Below are 15,370 nucleotides of genomic sequence, written 5' to 3' on the forward strand. Positions count from 1 at the left end.
AAATCGGTTGTCCACAGGCCCCCACAGCGCAAGCCGTGGCCAGTAATGTCGGCGTTCATGGAGCAGAGGCATCTCGGCCGCACCGGCCTGCGCGTGTCCCGCATCGGTCTCGGCACCCTGACCTGGGGCCGGGGCACGGACGAGCACGACGCCGCGGACCTCTTGAAGACCTTCTGGGAAGCGGGCGGCACCCTCGTCGACACGGCGGACGTGTACGGCGACGGGGAGGCCGAGTACCTGCTCGGGCGGCTCATGGAAGGGCTGGTGCCGCGCCGGGACCTGGTGATCTCGACCAAGGCGGGCAGCGTGCCGGATCCCGACCGCCGCTTCGACGGTTCACGCGCCCACCTGCTGTCCGCGCTGGACGCCTCGCTGGCCCGCCTCGGCACGGACCACGTCGACGTGTGGCACCTGCACGCCTACGACCCGCACACGCCGCTCGAGGAGACGCTGCACGCCCTGGACGTGGCGGTGAGCAGCGGCCGTGCCCGGTACGCGGGGGCCTCCAACTTCTGCGGCTGGCAGCTGGCCAAGGCGGCGACCTGGCAGCTGGCGGCGCCGGCCGTACGGAACCGGCTGGCGAGCACCCAGATGGAGTACTCCCTGCTCCAGCGCGGCATCGAACGCGAGGTGCTGCCGGCCGCCCTTGACCTGGGCATCGGCCTGCTGCCCTCCTCGCCGCTGGGCCGGGGGGTCCTCACCGGCAAGTACCGCGGGGACGCGACGCCGTCCGACTCGCGCGGCGCCTCGGAGCATCTGGCCGCGTTCGTCGCGCCCTACCTCGACGACACCGCCGGCCACATCGTGGACGCGGTGGCGACGGCGGCGGACGGGCTCGCGGTGACCCCGCTCCAGGTGGCGCTGGCCTGGGTCCGCGACCGGCCCGGCGTGGTCGCCCCGATCGTCGGCGCGCGCAACGCGCGGCAGCTCACGGCGGCGTTGTCAGTGGAGACCCTTAGTCTTCCTGACGAGATCTGCCGGGCTCTCGACGACGTGTCGGCGCCCGTGCACCGCTATCCCGATCACGACTGGAGCACGCTGTGAGCACGGAGCCCGAGCCCGCCTCTGAGGACGTCGCGGACACCGCGGACGCCGCGGACACCGGGCCGGAGACCGCGGGCACCGCGAACGGGGCCGACGTCGAGGCACCGGCCGGCACCGGAGCCGTCGACACCGGTGCCGCCGGGCAGGAGCAGGCGCCCGACGGCGCCGACGAGGCGGCCACCGGGGATGCCGCGGGCGGCCGGGCCACCGAGGCGGCCCCGGAGCCCGGGCCCGACGGCGCCGGGAACGTGGCGACGACCGGGCAGCCGGGCGACGACGGCGCGGACGACGACGCGCCGGGGCAGCCGGACCACGACGGCGCGCCGGGGCAGGTGTCCGAGGCCGAGGCCGAGCTGGCCGCTCAGCGGCTCGTGCGGGAGCGGATCGAGCGGCGGAAGGCCGAGAAGCAGGCACCGATCGACGCCGGGGCCAAGCTCAGCGGGACGGCGGCCGATCTCCTCGCCGCCGTGCGGGCCGTGGAGAGCGGCGAGAAGCCCGCGGCCACGGTCTTCGGCGCCCCGGAGCCCGCCCCGCGCCGCGCCGCGCCGGAGCCGGTACACCGGCCCCGGCCGGTGCCGGCGGAGCCGGCCCCCGGGACCGCGGGTCCCCCGCCGGAGGTCGTCCAGGCCGTACGGCGCGTACTGGCCGAGGGCGGCGCCCCCGAGGCACTCGCACCGCAGACCGCCGCGCTCCTCGGCGAGGAGGCGGCGGACGCCCTGCGCGCGGACCCCTGGCAGCTGCTCCGGGTCGGCGGAGTACGGCCGGAACAGGCCGACGGGTTCGCCCGGGCACTGCTCGGCGCGGCGTGCGGGCCGGACGACGAGCGCCGCGGCCGTGCGATCACGGTGTGGCTGCTGGAGCAGGCGGCCCTGGCCGGGCACACGGCCCTGGAGCTGCCCCGGCTCACGGCCACGCTGGCCCAGCGGGGCGTGCCGGACCCCGACGGCGCCGTGCAGAGCACGCTCGCGGAGGGAGAGGCGCTGGCCTTCCAGGACGCCCTGGACGACCTGGAGGAGACCGGCGCCCGCCCGGGCAACGCGACGGACCCGACGGCCGCGACCGGCGGTTCGGAGGAGGCGGCGGCGGACGAAGGCGAGGAACGCCCGGTGCGGGTCCTGGTCGGTCTGGAGCGGTACGCGCTCGCCGAGGAGAGCCTCGCCGACGGTCTGGCCCGGCTGGTCGGCTCGGTGCCGAAGGATCACGGTGCGGCGGCGGACTGGGAGCAGGCCGCCGCCTCTGCGCAGGGCTCCACCGCCGACCTGATCCGCGCCGTCACGGACCACGGCCTGGTCCTGCACACCGGCGGGGAGGCCTCCCTGGCCGAACCCGCGGCCCTGCTGCACGCCGCGCACGCCCTGGGCCTGCGTGCCTGGGCGGCCGCGCACGGACCGCTCGGCCGCGACCGCTTCGCCGCACTGCTGGGCGACCCGCCGTCCGCGCCACGGCCCCCGGAGTCCACCGCCCCGGACCGGGCCGTACCGGCCGGTCCGGCCGCCGTCACCGTGGCCGGGCTGCTGACCGGGGCCGAGGGCCCGGGCCGGGACGCGGACGGTGCGCTGGACCTCGATCTGCTCGTCGTGCTCGACGCGCCGCAGCTGGACGTCGAGGCGGGCGCCCTGCTTGTGGAGTCGCTGCCGGACGGGGCCCGGCTGGTGCTCGCCGGGGATCCGGCGGTGCTGTGGTCCGTGGGCCCCGGGCGGATCTTCGCGGACCTGCTGGCGGCACGGGTCTGCCCCCAGATCGCCTCGCGGCGCCCGGACCCCGGCCCGCTCGGCGAACTGGTCTCCGGCATCGGCATCGGCGAGCTGGGCCAGGTGGAGGCGCCCGGCAAGGAGGTCGTGATCGTGCCGGTGCGGGACGCCGGCGAGGCCGTGCACCGCACCGTCCAGCTCGTCGCGGACTCGGTGCCGCGCGCGATCGGCGTCCCCACCGAGGAGACCCAGGTCATCACCCCGGGCCACGGCGGCGCGGCGGGCACGCGGGCGCTCAACGCGGCGCTGAAGGAGCGGCTGAACCCCGGCCCCGGCCGCTTCGGCGGTTTCGACCCGGGCGACCGTGTCGCCTACTCCGCCGCACCGGGCCGGGTGGTGCCGGGCCGGGTGGTGAAGGCCGACGCCGACGGACTGCACCTGTCGTGCGCGGGCGAGGCCGTCGTCGTACCGAAGGAACGGGTGGAGCGGTCCGTACGGCACGGATGGGCTCTGACCGCGCACCAGGCGGTGGGCGGCCGGTGGCCCGCGGTGGTCGTGGTTCTGCCCGGCGACGCCGCGCAGGCTCTCAGCCGGCCCTGGGTCTACACGGCGTTCAGCCGGGCCGCCCGCCATCTGTCCGTGGTGCACGGCGTGGAGCAGGCACTGCCCCGGGCCGTGGCCGAGGTACCGGCGAAGCCGCGCACGACCCGGCTGCCGGTGCTGCTCCGGCCGCAGGTCCCCTCGGAGGGCTGACCCCGGCGCGCGCCCGGCCACGTCCTCCGGCCACGTCGCCGGAGGATCTCGCCGCACGGCCACGCCCTGCCGGTCCCGGGCAGACGCGACGCCGGCGGCCACAGGGTCGCCCCCGTGGCCGCCGGCGTCATGCCCGTCCCGGTTCCCGGCGCTCAGCGATCCGCCTCCAGCCGCACCGGTTCACCGTCCTCGTCGTCGTCCGGATCCAGGTCGTCGTCCGTGTCCAGGTCGTCGTCCGCGTCCTCGTCCAGGTCCGTGTCGAGGTCCTCCGCCGGCTCCTCCACGTCGGCGTCGACGGCCTCGTCGTCGTCCTCCTCGTCGTCGAGCCCGTCGTCGAACTCGTCGTCGAACACCGCGCTGACGTCGAAGCGGCAGACCACCCGTTGCGGATCGACCTGCTCGAACGGGGCCTCCAGCCACTCGCCGGGATCGGGGGCCTCGTCCGCGGCCGTCACCCAGAGCGTGGAGTCCCCCTCCTCCAGACCGAACTCCTTGTGCCGGGAGGCGATCTCGTCCGCCTCGAACTCGCCGAACAGGAGGCCGAGCGCCCCGTGCACCGTGCCGGAGGCCTCCACGCCCGCCCCCTCGTCGTCCGCCGCCTCGATCCGCCGGGCCTGGGCCATGAGCCGCTGCGGCTCGGCCACGGCGTAGTCACGGCGGATGAGCACGCTCAGCGCGTTGGGCTCCTCGGGGCCCGTGTACGGCGGCAGCGAGTCGTCCGCGCCGGGGATCTCGAAGGGGGTGACCTCGTCGTAGCGGTCGTAGAGCAGTTCGTCGTACGCCTCCGCGGCCGCGGCCAGCTGGTTGAACGCGTCGTAGACGGTCGGGTCGTCCTCCCCCGACCGGCGTTCGACCGCGGCCAGGTGGCGGTCGAGCGCGGTCTTGACCGCCTCGGCGGCGGCGCGTACCTCGGCAGCGGTGGGCTGCGCAGCATCAGACATAGTGCAGACGCTATCCGTACCGGGCCCCAGCCCGCACAATAGATGCGATGCCGGAATACGAATTTGTCGACGTGTACGTGCCGCGCGGGGTTTCCCGCAAGGAGACGACACGTCTGCTGACCGACCACGCCGAGTACGGACACTGGGAGTTGTACCGCCTGAGCCTGCTGCGCGACGGCAGCCGCAAGGTGCGGCTGCGGCGCCGGATCATCCGCCAGGTACGCGCCACCTGGTGAGCCGGTGACGGGGCCCGGCCGCGCGCGGGTGACGGAGACGGAGCGGGCCCCGCCGGTGCGGGGCCCGCTGTGCGTGCCGGGTCCGCGTCAGGCCGAGGCGCGCGCCTTGCGGTAGAGCACCGTGCCGGCGAGCAGCGCGCCCGCACCCACCGGCAGGGCGAGGCCGAGCGGCACGCCACTGCCGGTCTCGGCGAGCTGCGTGTCGCCCCGGGGCTGGTCGACGGTCTGGGTGTCCGGCCCGCTGACGTCCGGGGAATCGCCCGGTGTCTCGTCGCCCGAGTCGGGCGGGCTGTCCGGAGTTCCGGGCTCACCCGGGGCCTCGGGGTCTCCGGGGCTGCCCGGCTCCCCGGGATCGCCCGGCTCCCCGGGAGGAGTCTCGTGATCGCCGCCGGGCGGAGTGGTGTGATTCCCGCCACCCCCGTTGCCGCAGTCGTTGCCGGTGGCCGGGTTGAGGGCGCCGACGACGTCGACGCTGTTGCCGCACACGTTCACCGGCACATGGATCGGTGCCTCGACGTGGTTGCCGGAGGCTACGCCGGGTGAGTCGGTGGCGTGCCCGTCGGCGTGCGAGCCTCCGTCCGAGCCGGGCCGGCCGCCGGAGTCGCCGTACCCGTCGGACGTGCCGGACGTGTCGCCGCCCTGGTTGGCGCACGAGTTGCCCATCGCCGGGTTGAGGACGCCGATGACGTCGACCGTGTTGCCGCAGACGTTCACCGGCACGTGCACCGGCGCCTGCACCGTGTTGCCGGACAGTACGCCGGGCGAACCCGAACTCGAGCCGTACGCGCCCGAGTCCGCGTGGGCGGTGCCGCCCGCGGCGGCGAACACGCCGGTGGCCGCCGCCATCGTCATCAGGCCCTTGCGGGTGCCCTGTCGCATTTTCAAATCCCTGCCTTGCCCTGGTCCCGTGGTACCGAGAAGTGCCGTGGCACCGAGAAGTCGCGTAGTAGCGAGAAGTCGCGTAGTAGCGAGGGTGCCGAATGTTCCGACGCCGCCGTCGGCCTCCAGCCCCGGAGGTCTTCCACAGACCGGCGGCCCCGGAGCGCATGGCGTACGCTCCGGGGCCGCCGGGCTCAGATCCTCATGAGGCGAGGCACAACGTCACTTGTTGATGCAGACGTTGCCGAAGGCGGGGTTCAGCAGACCGATCACGGAGACCGTGTTGCCGCAGACGTTCACCGGAACGTGAACGGGCGCCTGAACGACGTTGCCGGAGAGGACACCGGGCGAGTGCACGGCGGCACCCTGGGCACCGGAGTCGGCGGCGGCCATGCCCGCGCCCGCGAGAACCAGACCACCGGTGGCAGCCGCGACGGCGACGACCTTCTTGAGCATTATTCCTCCTAGTTGGCAAGCGCGATCCCAGCTTGCTGATCGCATCACCTGTAACGAGGAGGAACTAATGAGGCTACGAGCTTATGAATGCATTCACCCGTCCCGGTCGCCCCCCGCACGCGCGGCCGAATACCGTCGCGTGCGGCAGTCACGTTCCAGCGGGCGAATCAGGACGCGTCGATGAAGCGGTCGAGCACCCGCACGCCGAACTGCAGTCCCTCCACCGGCACCCGCTCGTCCACCCCGTGGAACATGCCCGCGAAGTCCAGCTCCGGCGGCAGCTTGAGCGGCGCGAAGCCGAAGCAGCGGATGCCGAGGTCGTCGAAGGACTTGGCGTCGGTGCCGCCGGAGAGCATGTAGGGCACGGCCCGCGCGATCGGGTCCTCGGCGCGCAGGGCCGTCTGCATGGCGTCGACGAGCCGGCCGTCGAAACCGGTCTCCAGCGCCTTGTCGGCGTGCACGTCCTCGCGCCGCACGCGCGGCCCGAGGATGCGGTCCAGGTCGGCGAGGAACTCCTCCTCGTAGCCGGGCAGGAAGCGTCCGTCGACGTGCGCGGTGGCCTGGCCGGGGATGACGTTGACCTTGTAGCCGGCACCGAGCTGGGTGGGCGCCGCCGAGTTGCGCAGGGTCGTGCCGATCATCCGGGCGATGCCGCCCAGCTTGGCGAGGGTCTCCTCCATGTTCTCGGGGTCGAGTTCGGTGCCGAGCGCGTCGGACAGCTCGTCCAGGAAGGCCCGTACGGTCTTGGTGACCCTGACCGGCCACTTGTGCCGGCCGAGCCGCGCCACCGCCTCGCACAGTTCGGTGATCGCGTTGTCGTCGTTGGTCATCGAGCCGTGCCCGGCCGTGCCGTCGACGGTGAGCCGCATCCAGTGCATGCCCTTCTCGGCGGTCTCGACGAGGTAGAGCCGCAGCTTCTCGTTGACCGTGAAGGAGAACCCGCCGACCTCGCCGATCGCCTCGCTGACGCCCTCGAACAGCTCCGGGTGCTCGCGCACCAGGTGCTTGGCGCCGTACGTGCCGCCGGCCTCCTCGTCCGCGAGGAACGCGAGCACGATGTCGCGCGGGGGCTTGCGCCCGGTGCGCAGCCGGTCGCGGACGACCGCCAGCGTCATCGCGTCCATGTCCTTCATGTCGACCGCGCCGCGCCCCCACACGCAGCCGTCCGCGATCTCGCCGGAGAAGGGGTGGTGGGTCCAGTCGTCCGCGTTGGCCGGGACGACGTCGGTGTGGCCGTGGATGAGCAGCGCGGGCCGGGACGGGTCCTCGCCCTCGATCCGGGCCACCGTGGAGGCGCGTCCGGGGTGGGACTCGAAGATCCGCGGTTCGAGTCCCACCTCGGCGAGCTTCTCGGCGACGTACTCGGCCGCCTTGCGCTCGCCGGGGCCCGAGTGGTCGCCGTAGTTGCTGGTGTCGATCCGGATCAGCTCGCGGCAGAGGTCGACGACCTCGTCCTCGCCGGTGACGCTCCTGGCCGTGCCCGAGTCGCTCACGTGGTTCCTCCCGCTGTCACTGCTGCTGGTCACTGCTGACGTCGCTGCTGGTGGGTCCCTCTCATCCTCCCCCTCCGGCCGCCCCCGCCCAAGGCGGGGGTGATCGGCCACCCCGGAAAGCCTGGTAATGTTTACGTCGTCGCCGCGGGGAGAACCCGCACGACAGACACCTTGTCCGGGTGGCGGAATGGCAGACGCGCTAGCTTGAGGTGCTAGTGCCCTTTATCGGGCGTGGGGGTTCAAGTCCCCCCTCGGACACCAGCGAGATCACTGAAGGCCCCTTGATCATCAAGGGGCCTTCAGTGTGTCCGCCGAGGCTCGGTGCCGACCGGGCAGAATGGCCGCCATGCCAACTCGTTCCTGCCCGTGCGGGCTCCCCAAGGCGTACGAGGACTGCTGCGGCCGCTTCCACACGGGAGTCGCCGCCGCACCGACCGCCGAGTCCCTGATGCGCTCGCGCTACACCGCCTTCGTACGGCAGGACGCCGGGTACCTGGCGCGCACGTGGCATCCCCGGACACGCCCCGGGCGTCTCGACCTCGACCCGGGGACGCGGTGGACCGGCCTCGAGATCCTGGCCGCGACCGGCGGGTCCGCCTTCCACTCCACCGGGACCGTGACGTTCCGGGCGTCCTACCGCGGAGGGTCGCTGCACGAACGGAGCCGGTTCGAGCGGGTGGACGGGGCGTGGACGTACGTCGACGGGGAGTTCCTCGACTGACGCGCTCACGGGGTTCATCGACCGACCCGCTCACGGGTTTCAGGGCGCCAGGATGTCCAGCTCCTGCAGCGCCCCCACCGTGATCTCCCGGGTCAGCCGCTCGGCGCGCTCGGCGTCCCGCGCGCGGACCGCCTCGGCGACCTGGACGTGCAGGGTGACGGCGGCCGGGTCGGGGTCCTCGAACATCACGTCGTGATGGGTGCGGCCGGCCAGGACCTCGGCGACGACGCCGCCGAGGCGGGCGAACATCTCGTTGCCGGAGGCGGTCAGGATGACGCGGTGGAAGGCCACGTCGTGGAAGAGGTACTGCTCCAGCTGGTGGCCGCTGGAGTTGGCGACCATGCCGAGCGCGCACTCGGTCAGCTCGGCGCACTGCTCGGGCGTGGCCAGCCGCGCCGCCAGGCCCGCCGCCACCGGCTCGACGGCCGACCGCAGCACGGTCAGGGAGCGCAGCTGCCGCGGGCGTTCGGCGCCGGCCAGGCGCCAGCGGATGACCTGCGGGTCGTAGACGTTCCACTCGCACTCGGGCAGGACGGTCACGCCCACCCGGCGGCGCGACTCGACCAGGTGCATGGACTCCAGCACCCGGACCGCCTCCCGCATCACGGAGCGCGACACCTCGAAACGCTGTGCCAGCTCGTCCGTGCGCAGAACGCTGCCCGCAGGGTACTCGCCCGCCGTGATCGCGGGGCCGAGGGTGTCCAGTACGCGGCCGTGCAGCCCTCGACCCGGTGTGCTCATGCACTCAGCGTACGGGGCGCGTTACGGGAACAAAAAGTCAGACTTATATGTCACAGACTCTTGAATTCGTCGTACCTAATGGGTTTCAGTTACGTCGACATCACGTGTCGACGAAGACAGCAGACAGCGAGAGTGCGATGCAGCAACTGCATACCCCCCACGTCGTCGTGGTCATGGGCGTAGCGGGCACCGGGAAGACCACCATCGGCCCCCTGCTCGCGGCCCGGCTCGGCGTTCCCTACGCCGAGGGCGACGACTTCCACCCGCCGGCCAACATCGCCAAGATGACGGCCGGCACCCCGCTCACCGACGAGGACCGCTGGCCCTGGCTGGACGCCATCGGCGGCTGGGCGCACGGGCGGGCGGGGCTCGGCGGGGTGGTGAGCAGTTCGGCGCTGAAGCGGTCGTACCGCGACCGGTTGCGGGCCGCCGCTCCCGGTGTCGTCTTCGTGCACCTCTCGGGCAGCCGCGAGCTGATCGAGGACCGGATGTCGCACCGGCAGGGGCACTTCATGCCGACGGCCCTGCTCGACTCCCAGTTCGCCACGCTCCAGCCGCTGGAGCCGGACGAGGCGGGAGTCGCGGTGGACGTCGCCGGCACGCCGGAGGAGATCACCGAACGGGCCGCGAACGCCCTGAAGGACCTCCCCGAGCCGATCGGGTAGCCCCCCGCAGCCACCCCCACACCCTCCCCCGGGGCCGCCCGCCACCCGCGGACACGGCCCCGTCCTCCCCCCAACCCCCCATCACCGCAAGGGATCCACCGTGACCAGACTCAGCGTCGAGATGCTGGCAGCGGACACCGCCGAGCCGATCACCTCGGCCGGCCATGCCCAGTTGGGCATCGCCGTGCTCCTGGGCATCGCCGTCATCGTCCTGCTCATCACCAAGTTCAAGCTGCATGCCTTCCTGTCGCTGACCATCGGGTCACTGGCTCTCGGCGCGTTCGCCGGAGCGCCGCTGGACAAGGTCATCACCAGCTTCACCAGCGGACTCGGCTCCACCGTCGCGGGCGTCGGCGTCCTGATCGCCCTCGGTGCGATCCTCGGCAAGATGCTCGCCGACTCCGGCGGCGCCGACCAGATCGTGGACACCATCCTCGCCAAGGCGAGCCCGCGTTCGATGCCGTGGACGATGGTGCTGATCGCCTCCGTCATCGGACTGCCGCTGTTCTTCGAGGTCGGCATCGTCCTGCTGATCCCGGTCGTCCTGATGGTCGCCAAGCGCGGCAACTACTCCCTGATGCGCATCGGCATCCCGGCGCTGGCCGGCCTGTCCGTGATGCACGGTCTGGTCCCGCCGCACCCCGGCCCCCTGGTCGCGATCGACGCGGTCGACGCCAACCTCGGTGTGACGCTCGCGCTGGGTGTCCTGATCGCCGTCCCGACGGTGATCATCGCCGGCCCGCTGTTCTCGAAGTACGCGGCCCGCTGGGTGGACGTCCCGGCCCCCGACCGCATGATCCCGCAGCGCGCCTCCGAGGAGCTGGAGAAGCGCCCCGGCTTCGGCGCCACCCTGGCCACGATCCTGCTGCCGGTCGTGCTGATGCTGGCCAAGGCGCTCGTCGACATCATCGTCGACGACCCGGAGAACGTGGTGCAGCGCACCTTCGACGTGATCGGCAACCCGCTGATCGCCCTGCTCGCCTCCGTGATCGTCGGCATCTTCACGCTGCTGCGTCCGGCCGGGTTCGGCAAGGACCGCCTCTCCGGCCTGGTCGAGAAGGGCCTCGCGCCCATCGCGGGCATCCTCCTGATCGTCGGCGCGGGCGGCGGCTTCAAGCAGACGCTGATCGACTCCGGCGTGGGCCAGATGATCCTGGAGATCTCCGAGGACTGGTCGATCCCGGCGCTGCTGCTGGCCTGGCTGATCGCGGTGGCGATCCGGCTGGCGACCGGTTCGGCGACCGTGGCGACCGTCTCGGCGGCCGGTCTGGTCGCGCCGCTGGCGGCCGACATGTCGACGACGCACGCGGCCCTGCTGGTCCTGGCCATCGGCGCCGGCTCGCTGTTCTTCAGCCACGTCAACGACGCCGGCTTCTGGCTGGTGAAGGAGTACTTCGGCCTGGACGTCGGCCAGACCATCAAGACCTGGTCCGTCATGGAGACGATCATCTCGGTGGTCGCGGGCGCCCTGGTCCTGCTCCTCTCCCTGGTCATATAGCCGCACGCCGCACCGTGCCGCCCACGGGGAGGCGCGGCCGACCGCGGCCGACGGGGAGGCGCGGCCACATGCGGCCGCGCCTCCCCGTCGTCGTTCCCGGCCGCTCGCGGGCATCGCCTGCCGGGGCCGGGCCCCTCGGCGACCGGCTGCGGACCGACGCCGGGAACCGGTGCGGGAGGCGGGCGGGCTCGCGGCGGCGGTGCCGGGCAGCGTCCCGCCGGGCCCGTGTCCGGCGATGTCGCGGGGCAACGGGCGGGAAGGGACGTGCACGGGCCCCGCAGCGGCCCGGAACCGGGCGGCCGCTGCTTGGATGGACGGCATGAGCGCTGCTGACGAGATCCTCGACATCGTCGACGAGAACGACCGCGTCGTCGGGCAGGCCCGGCGGGGTGACGCGTACGCCCGGGGGCTGCGCCACCGCTGCGTCTTCGTGTGGGTCCGGGACGCCCGGGGACGCGTCTTCGTCCACCGCCGTACGGCGACGAAGCTGGTGTTCCCCTCCCTGTACGACATGTTCGTCGGCGGGGTGGTGGGCGCGGGCGAGTCCTACGACGACGCGGCGCTGCGGGAGGCGGAGGAGGAACTGGGGGTGACGGGGCTGCCGCGCCCGGAGCACCTCTTCACGTTCCTGTACGACGACGGCGCCGGGCGGACCTGGTGGTCGGCGGTGTACGAGGTCCGCTGCGAGGGACCGGTCGCCCCGCAGACGGAGGAGGTGGCCTGGCACGGGTTCCTCGAGGAGGCGGAGCTGGAGCGGCGGCTCGGGGAGTGGGAGTGGGTGCCGGACGGGTTGTCGGCGTACGCGCGGCTGCGTGCCGGGCGGGAGTGAGGCGGGAGGGAGGTCTGTCCCGCCGCCGGGGGTGTTCGGGCACCCGCACGGGCCGCCGTAGGCGTGCCGCCCTCACCCGGTAAGGTCCCCAAGTGATCGAATTCGTGCGGAACGCCCGGCTCTGGTTGGCGCCCGAAGAGATCCGGCGGGAGGGCGGCACCCCCGACTACCGGTTCTCGCTGGCGAACGAACGCACCTTCCTGGCCTGGTTGCGCACCGCTCTCGCCCTGGTCGGCGGCGGGTTCGCGGTGGACCAGTTCCTGCCCGACCTGCGCTGGGGCTGGCGGGTGGGGCTGGCGCTCGCGCTGCTCGCTTCGGGCGCCCTGTGCTCGCTGCGTGCCGTGAACCACTGGGTGCGCTGCGAACGGGCCATGCGCCGCGGCGAGGACCTCCCCGTCTCACGCTTCCCCGCCCTGCTCAGCCTGGTCGTCGCCGTGGTCGCCGTCGCGATGGTCGTCGTGGTGCTCGTCGGCTGGGAGGGCTGAGCGTGGGCGCCGACGCGGACGCCGCACCGGCCGGCCCGGAGCGCGACCCCGGGCTCCAGCCCGAGCGCACCCGGCTCGCCTGGCGCCGTACGACGCTGTCCGGCACGGTCGTCGCCGTGCTCGCCGGGAAGACCGCGCTGCACGGCGGCGCGACGCCCGCCTCGGTCGTCGCCGCCGCCCTGTGCTGCGCCCTCTGGCTGGCCTTCCTGGCCATCGCCCACGCCCGTATCCGCACCCTCGCCTCGGCGGACCGGCCCCGCGCCCTGACCCCGCCGTACGCCACGGCCGCGGCCCTGTGCACGGTGGCGCTGGCGGTGTGCGGCGGGTTCCTCGTCCTCTAGGGGACCGGGACCCGCTGGGTGGGCCGCGGGACCCGCCAAGGACCAGGACCCGCCAAGGACCGGGACCCGTTAGGGGCCGGGACCCGCCGCTACTCCCGGTCCACCGTCACCACGATCTTCCCCCGCGTCCGCCCCTCCTGGTTCCGCCGGTGCGCGTCCGCCGCCCGTTCCAGGGGGAACGTCTCCGACACGTGCACGGTCACGACCCCCTGCTCCGCCAGCTCGGCCAGCCGCGACAGGTCCTCGGCGTCGGGGCGTACGAAACAGTACCGCCCGCCGTAGTCGACGACGTCCGTGTCGGTGATCGACACCAGGCGGCCGGCGGTGGCCAGCAGGTTCGCCGATACCCTCAGCGCTTCGCCGCCGACCGTGTCGAACACCGCGTCCACGCCCTCGGGCGCCAGGCCTCGCACCCGCTCGGCCAGCCCCTCCCCGTACGCCACCGGCTCCCCGCCCAGTCCTCGCACGAAGTCGTGGTTGCCCTCACTCGCCGTCCCGATGACCCGTGCCCCCAGGTGCCTCCCCAGTTGCACGGCGATCGAGCCGACCCCGCCCGCGGCGGCGTGCACGAGGACGGTCTCGCCCCGTTTCACCTGCAGCGCCTTCACCAGCACCTGGTACGCGGTCAGCCCGGTCAGCGGCAGCCCGGCGGCCTCCTCGTGGGAGAGATCGCGGGGTTTGCGCGCGAGGGTGCGCACGGGCGCCGCCACGTACTCGGCGAAGGTCCCCCGGGAGAGGAAGTCCTCGCGGACGTAGCCGATCACCTCGTCCCCGACGGCGAACTCCGTGACGGCGGCCCCGGGCCGCACCACGACCCCCGAGACGTCCCATCCCGGGATCACGGGGAAGACGGGCTGGAGGATCGCGTCGAGGTGGCCGTCACGGCACTTCCAGTCGACGGGATTGACGGCGGCGGCCCGCACCCTCACGAGCACCGAGTCGGGGCCGACGCGTGGATCGGGGACGTCTGCGTACTCCAGCACCTCGGGGCCGCCGTACCGTGCGTAACTGATCGCCTTCATGGCTCCGACCCTCCGGGGTACCCGGAGGTGACGCAAGCCGAATGTCCGGATTCACACCGTTAAGGTGAGCGCCATGACGACTCTCCACCTGGAACACACCGCCCACGACCACGCGCACGGCCCCGACTGCGGCCACGTCCGGGTGCCGCACGGCGACCATGTCGACTACGCGCACGACGGGCACCTGCACCGCGAGCACGGCGGCCACTGGGACGAGTGCGAGCCCTCCGGGCACACCGCGCACGAGAGCCACGACCACCGGCACGGCGAGGGCTGCGGGCACGCGCGGGTGCGCCACGGCGACCACGTCGACTACCTCCACGACGGCCACCGGCACGCCGCGCACGACGGCCACTGGGACGACCACTGACCCGCGGGCACGCCGCTCCGCCGCCCCCGCCCCGACAGCTCCCGCAGCTCCCGCGCCCTCGCGCCGGGAGCTGTCGGCACGTCGTGGCGCCGATCACGTTCCGCTCCCCCACTGGACGGCATACCGACTGGTCGGCATCATGACTCGGGTACTGTTCGCCTGCCCGTAGGAGCGACGATGAGCCCCGACCACCCGCCCGGACTCGATCTCGACCGGTTGCGCGGCCTGCTCGACCGCGAGCGGCCCGGGCTGGTGACCGGCCCGCTGTCCGGCCGGCTGATCGAGGGCGGACGGTCGAACCTCACCTACGCGGTCTCGGACGGTACCGCCCGCTGGGTCGTACGGCGGCCCCCGCTCGGCCACGTCCTGGCCACCGCGCACGACATGAAGCGCGAGCACCGCGTCATCAGTGCGCTGCACCCGACGAACGTGCCGGTGCCGCGCCCCGTCCTCCTCTGCGAGGACGAGGAGGTCATCGGCTCGCCCTTCTACGTCATGGAGTTCGTCGAGGGCACCCCCTACCGCACCGCCGGACAGCTCGCCCCGCTCGGCCCCGAGCGCACCCGGGCCGCCGTACTGGGCCTGGTCGACACGCTCGTCGACCTGCACGCCGTGGACCCCGCCGAGGTGAATCTCGCGGACTTCGGCCGCCCCGAGGGTTTCCTGGACCGACAGCTGCGGCGCTGGGCCAAGCAGCTGGACGCCTCCCGCAACCGCGACCTGGCCGGCATCGACGAGCTGCACGCCACGCTCGGCCGGGAGCTGCCCCGCTCCCCCGCCGCGACCGTCGTGCACGGCGACTACCGCCTCGACAACGTCCTGATCGGCGGCGCCGACGACGAGATCAGGGCCGTCCTCGACTGGGAGATGTCCACCCTCGGCGACCCCCTCACCGACCTGGGCCTGCTGGTGATGTACAGCATGCCGCTCGGTATGCCCGACTCGCCCGTCTCCACCACGGCGCAGGCCACCGGCCACCCCGCCCCCGCCGAGCTGGTCGAGCGGTACGCCGCGCGCTCGGGGCGCGACGTGTCCGCCGTCGCGTGGTACACGGCGTTCGCCTGGTTCAAGCTCGCCGTGATCCTGGAGGGCATCCACTACCGCTACACGCTGGGCCAGACGGTCGGCCGCGGCTTCGACCGCATCGGCGATCTCGTCCCCGTCTTCATCGAGCACGGCCTGACCACCCTTCAGGAGGGCTGACC

Annotated in this window: 17 protein-coding genes and 1 tRNA gene; 12 read left to right on the forward strand and 6 right to left on the reverse strand. The window is 73.3% G+C overall.

Annotated elements, in window-relative coordinates; genetic code table 11:
* Positions 1–57: 57 nt before the first annotated feature.
* On the forward strand, positions 58–1,044 hold the full coding sequence (locus tag ACP4IX_RS04710; RefSeq protein WP_426518558.1) for an aldo/keto reductase: 987 nt from the start codon (positions 58–60) through the stop codon (positions 1,042–1,044).
* Complete coding sequence (locus ACP4IX_RS04715; RefSeq protein ID WP_426554816.1) at positions 1,041–3,488, forward strand: ATP-binding domain-containing protein; 2,448 nt, start codon at positions 1,041–1,043, stop codon at positions 3,486–3,488. The genes ACP4IX_RS04710 and ACP4IX_RS04715 overlap by 4 nt, the downstream gene beginning before the upstream one ends.
* 152 nt (positions 3,489–3,640) lie before the next feature.
* Here ACP4IX_RS04715 and ACP4IX_RS04720 read toward each other — a convergent pair whose 3' ends face one another.
* Entirely contained in the window at positions 3,641–4,429 is a 789-nt protein-coding gene (locus ACP4IX_RS04720; RefSeq protein WP_426554817.1) for a hypothetical protein, read from the reverse strand.
* A 47-nt stretch (positions 4,430–4,476) separates the two neighbouring features.
* On the opposite strand from ACP4IX_RS04720, the gene ACP4IX_RS04725 reads away from it, so the two are divergent.
* Positions 4,477–4,665, forward strand: a complete 189-nt coding sequence (locus ACP4IX_RS04725) for a DUF5703 family protein (protein ID WP_161163089.1) — start codon at positions 4,477–4,479, stop codon at positions 4,663–4,665.
* 87 nt (positions 4,666–4,752) lie between these two features.
* Here the strand turns inward: ACP4IX_RS04725 and ACP4IX_RS04730 are convergent, their stop codons facing one another.
* The 3 genes from ACP4IX_RS04730 to ACP4IX_RS04740 form a co-directional block, all read right to left on the reverse strand.
* On the reverse strand, positions 4,753–5,544 hold the full coding sequence (locus ACP4IX_RS04730) for a chaplin family protein (RefSeq protein ID WP_426518551.1): 792 nt from the start codon (positions 5,542–5,544) through the stop codon (positions 4,753–4,755).
* Between the two features lie 222 nt (positions 5,545–5,766).
* Positions 5,767–6,000, reverse strand: a complete 234-nt coding sequence (gene chpH / locus ACP4IX_RS04735) for a chaplin ChpH (RefSeq protein ID WP_426518549.1) — start codon at positions 5,998–6,000, stop codon at positions 5,767–5,769.
* 167 nt (positions 6,001–6,167) lie between these two features.
* Complete coding sequence (locus tag ACP4IX_RS04740; RefSeq protein WP_279563452.1) at positions 6,168–7,493, reverse strand: M20/M25/M40 family metallo-hydrolase; 1,326 nt, start codon at positions 7,491–7,493, stop codon at positions 6,168–6,170.
* Positions 7,494–7,666: 173 nt separating this feature from the next.
* Between ACP4IX_RS04740 and ACP4IX_RS04745 the strand changes: the two genes are divergently transcribed.
* Together ACP4IX_RS04745 and ACP4IX_RS04750 are read left to right on the forward strand one after the other, a co-directional pair.
* Positions 7,667–7,754: transfer RNA gene (locus ACP4IX_RS04745), tRNA-Leu, on the forward strand.
* A gap of 76 nt (positions 7,755–7,830) precedes the next feature.
* A complete protein-coding gene (locus tag ACP4IX_RS04750; RefSeq protein WP_426518547.1) occupies positions 7,831–8,214 on the forward strand; it encodes a YchJ family protein in 384 nt (127 codons plus the stop codon).
* Positions 8,215–8,253: 39 nt separating this feature from the next.
* Here ACP4IX_RS04750 and ACP4IX_RS04755 read toward each other — a convergent pair whose 3' ends face one another.
* Complete coding sequence (locus ACP4IX_RS04755) at positions 8,254–8,955, reverse strand: FadR/GntR family transcriptional regulator (RefSeq protein ID WP_361730847.1); 702 nt, start codon at positions 8,953–8,955, stop codon at positions 8,254–8,256.
* Positions 8,956–9,092: 137 nt separating this feature from the next.
* On the opposite strand from ACP4IX_RS04755, the gene ACP4IX_RS04760 reads away from it, so the two are divergent.
* The 5 genes from ACP4IX_RS04760 to ACP4IX_RS04780 all read left to right on the forward strand — a co-directional run bounded on the left by ACP4IX_RS04760 (position 9,093) and on the right by ACP4IX_RS04780 (position 12,773).
* Complete coding sequence (locus ACP4IX_RS04760) at positions 9,093–9,620, forward strand: gluconokinase (RefSeq protein WP_426518544.1); 528 nt, start codon at positions 9,093–9,095, stop codon at positions 9,618–9,620.
* Between the two features lie 100 nt (positions 9,621–9,720).
* On the forward strand, positions 9,721–11,118 hold the full coding sequence (locus ACP4IX_RS04765; protein WP_426518542.1) for a GntP family permease: 1,398 nt from the start codon (positions 9,721–9,723) through the stop codon (positions 11,116–11,118).
* A 319-nt stretch (positions 11,119–11,437) separates the two neighbouring features.
* A complete protein-coding gene (locus tag ACP4IX_RS04770) occupies positions 11,438–11,947 on the forward strand; it encodes an NUDIX hydrolase (RefSeq protein WP_426554818.1) in 510 nt (169 codons plus the stop codon).
* A 92-nt stretch (positions 11,948–12,039) separates the two neighbouring features.
* The gene (locus tag ACP4IX_RS04775; protein ID WP_426518538.1) at positions 12,040–12,432 is read left to right on the forward strand and encodes a YidH family protein; all 393 of its coding nucleotides are present in this window, start codon (positions 12,040–12,042) and stop codon (positions 12,430–12,432) included.
* Positions 12,429–12,773, forward strand: coding sequence for a DUF202 domain-containing protein (locus ACP4IX_RS04780; protein WP_426518890.1), 345 nt, complete (start codon positions 12,429–12,431; stop codon positions 12,771–12,773). Before ACP4IX_RS04775 ends, ACP4IX_RS04780 begins: the two co-directional genes overlap by 4 nt.
* A gap of 89 nt (positions 12,774–12,862) precedes the next feature.
* Here ACP4IX_RS04780 and ACP4IX_RS04785 read toward each other — a convergent pair whose 3' ends face one another.
* Positions 12,863–13,795: an NADP-dependent oxidoreductase gene (locus ACP4IX_RS04785; RefSeq protein WP_426554819.1), complete on the reverse strand. Its 933-nt coding sequence runs from the start codon at positions 13,793–13,795 to the stop codon at positions 12,863–12,865.
* 73 nt (positions 13,796–13,868) lie between these two features.
* Here ACP4IX_RS04785 and ACP4IX_RS04790 point away from each other — a divergent pair, with 73 nt between their 5' ends.
* Positions 13,869–14,165, forward strand: a complete 297-nt coding sequence (locus tag ACP4IX_RS04790) for a hypothetical protein (protein WP_426518534.1) — start codon at positions 13,869–13,871, stop codon at positions 14,163–14,165.
* 177 nt (positions 14,166–14,342) lie between these two features.
* Complete coding sequence (locus ACP4IX_RS04795; RefSeq protein ID WP_426518532.1) at positions 14,343–15,368, forward strand: phosphotransferase family protein; 1,026 nt, start codon at positions 14,343–14,345, stop codon at positions 15,366–15,368.
* The last annotated feature ends 2 nt before the right edge of the window (positions 15,369–15,370 follow it).

This window comes from Streptomyces sp. WG5 (assembly GCF_049974565.1).
GTDB lineage: Bacteria > Actinomycetota > Actinomycetes > Streptomycetales > Streptomycetaceae > Streptomyces.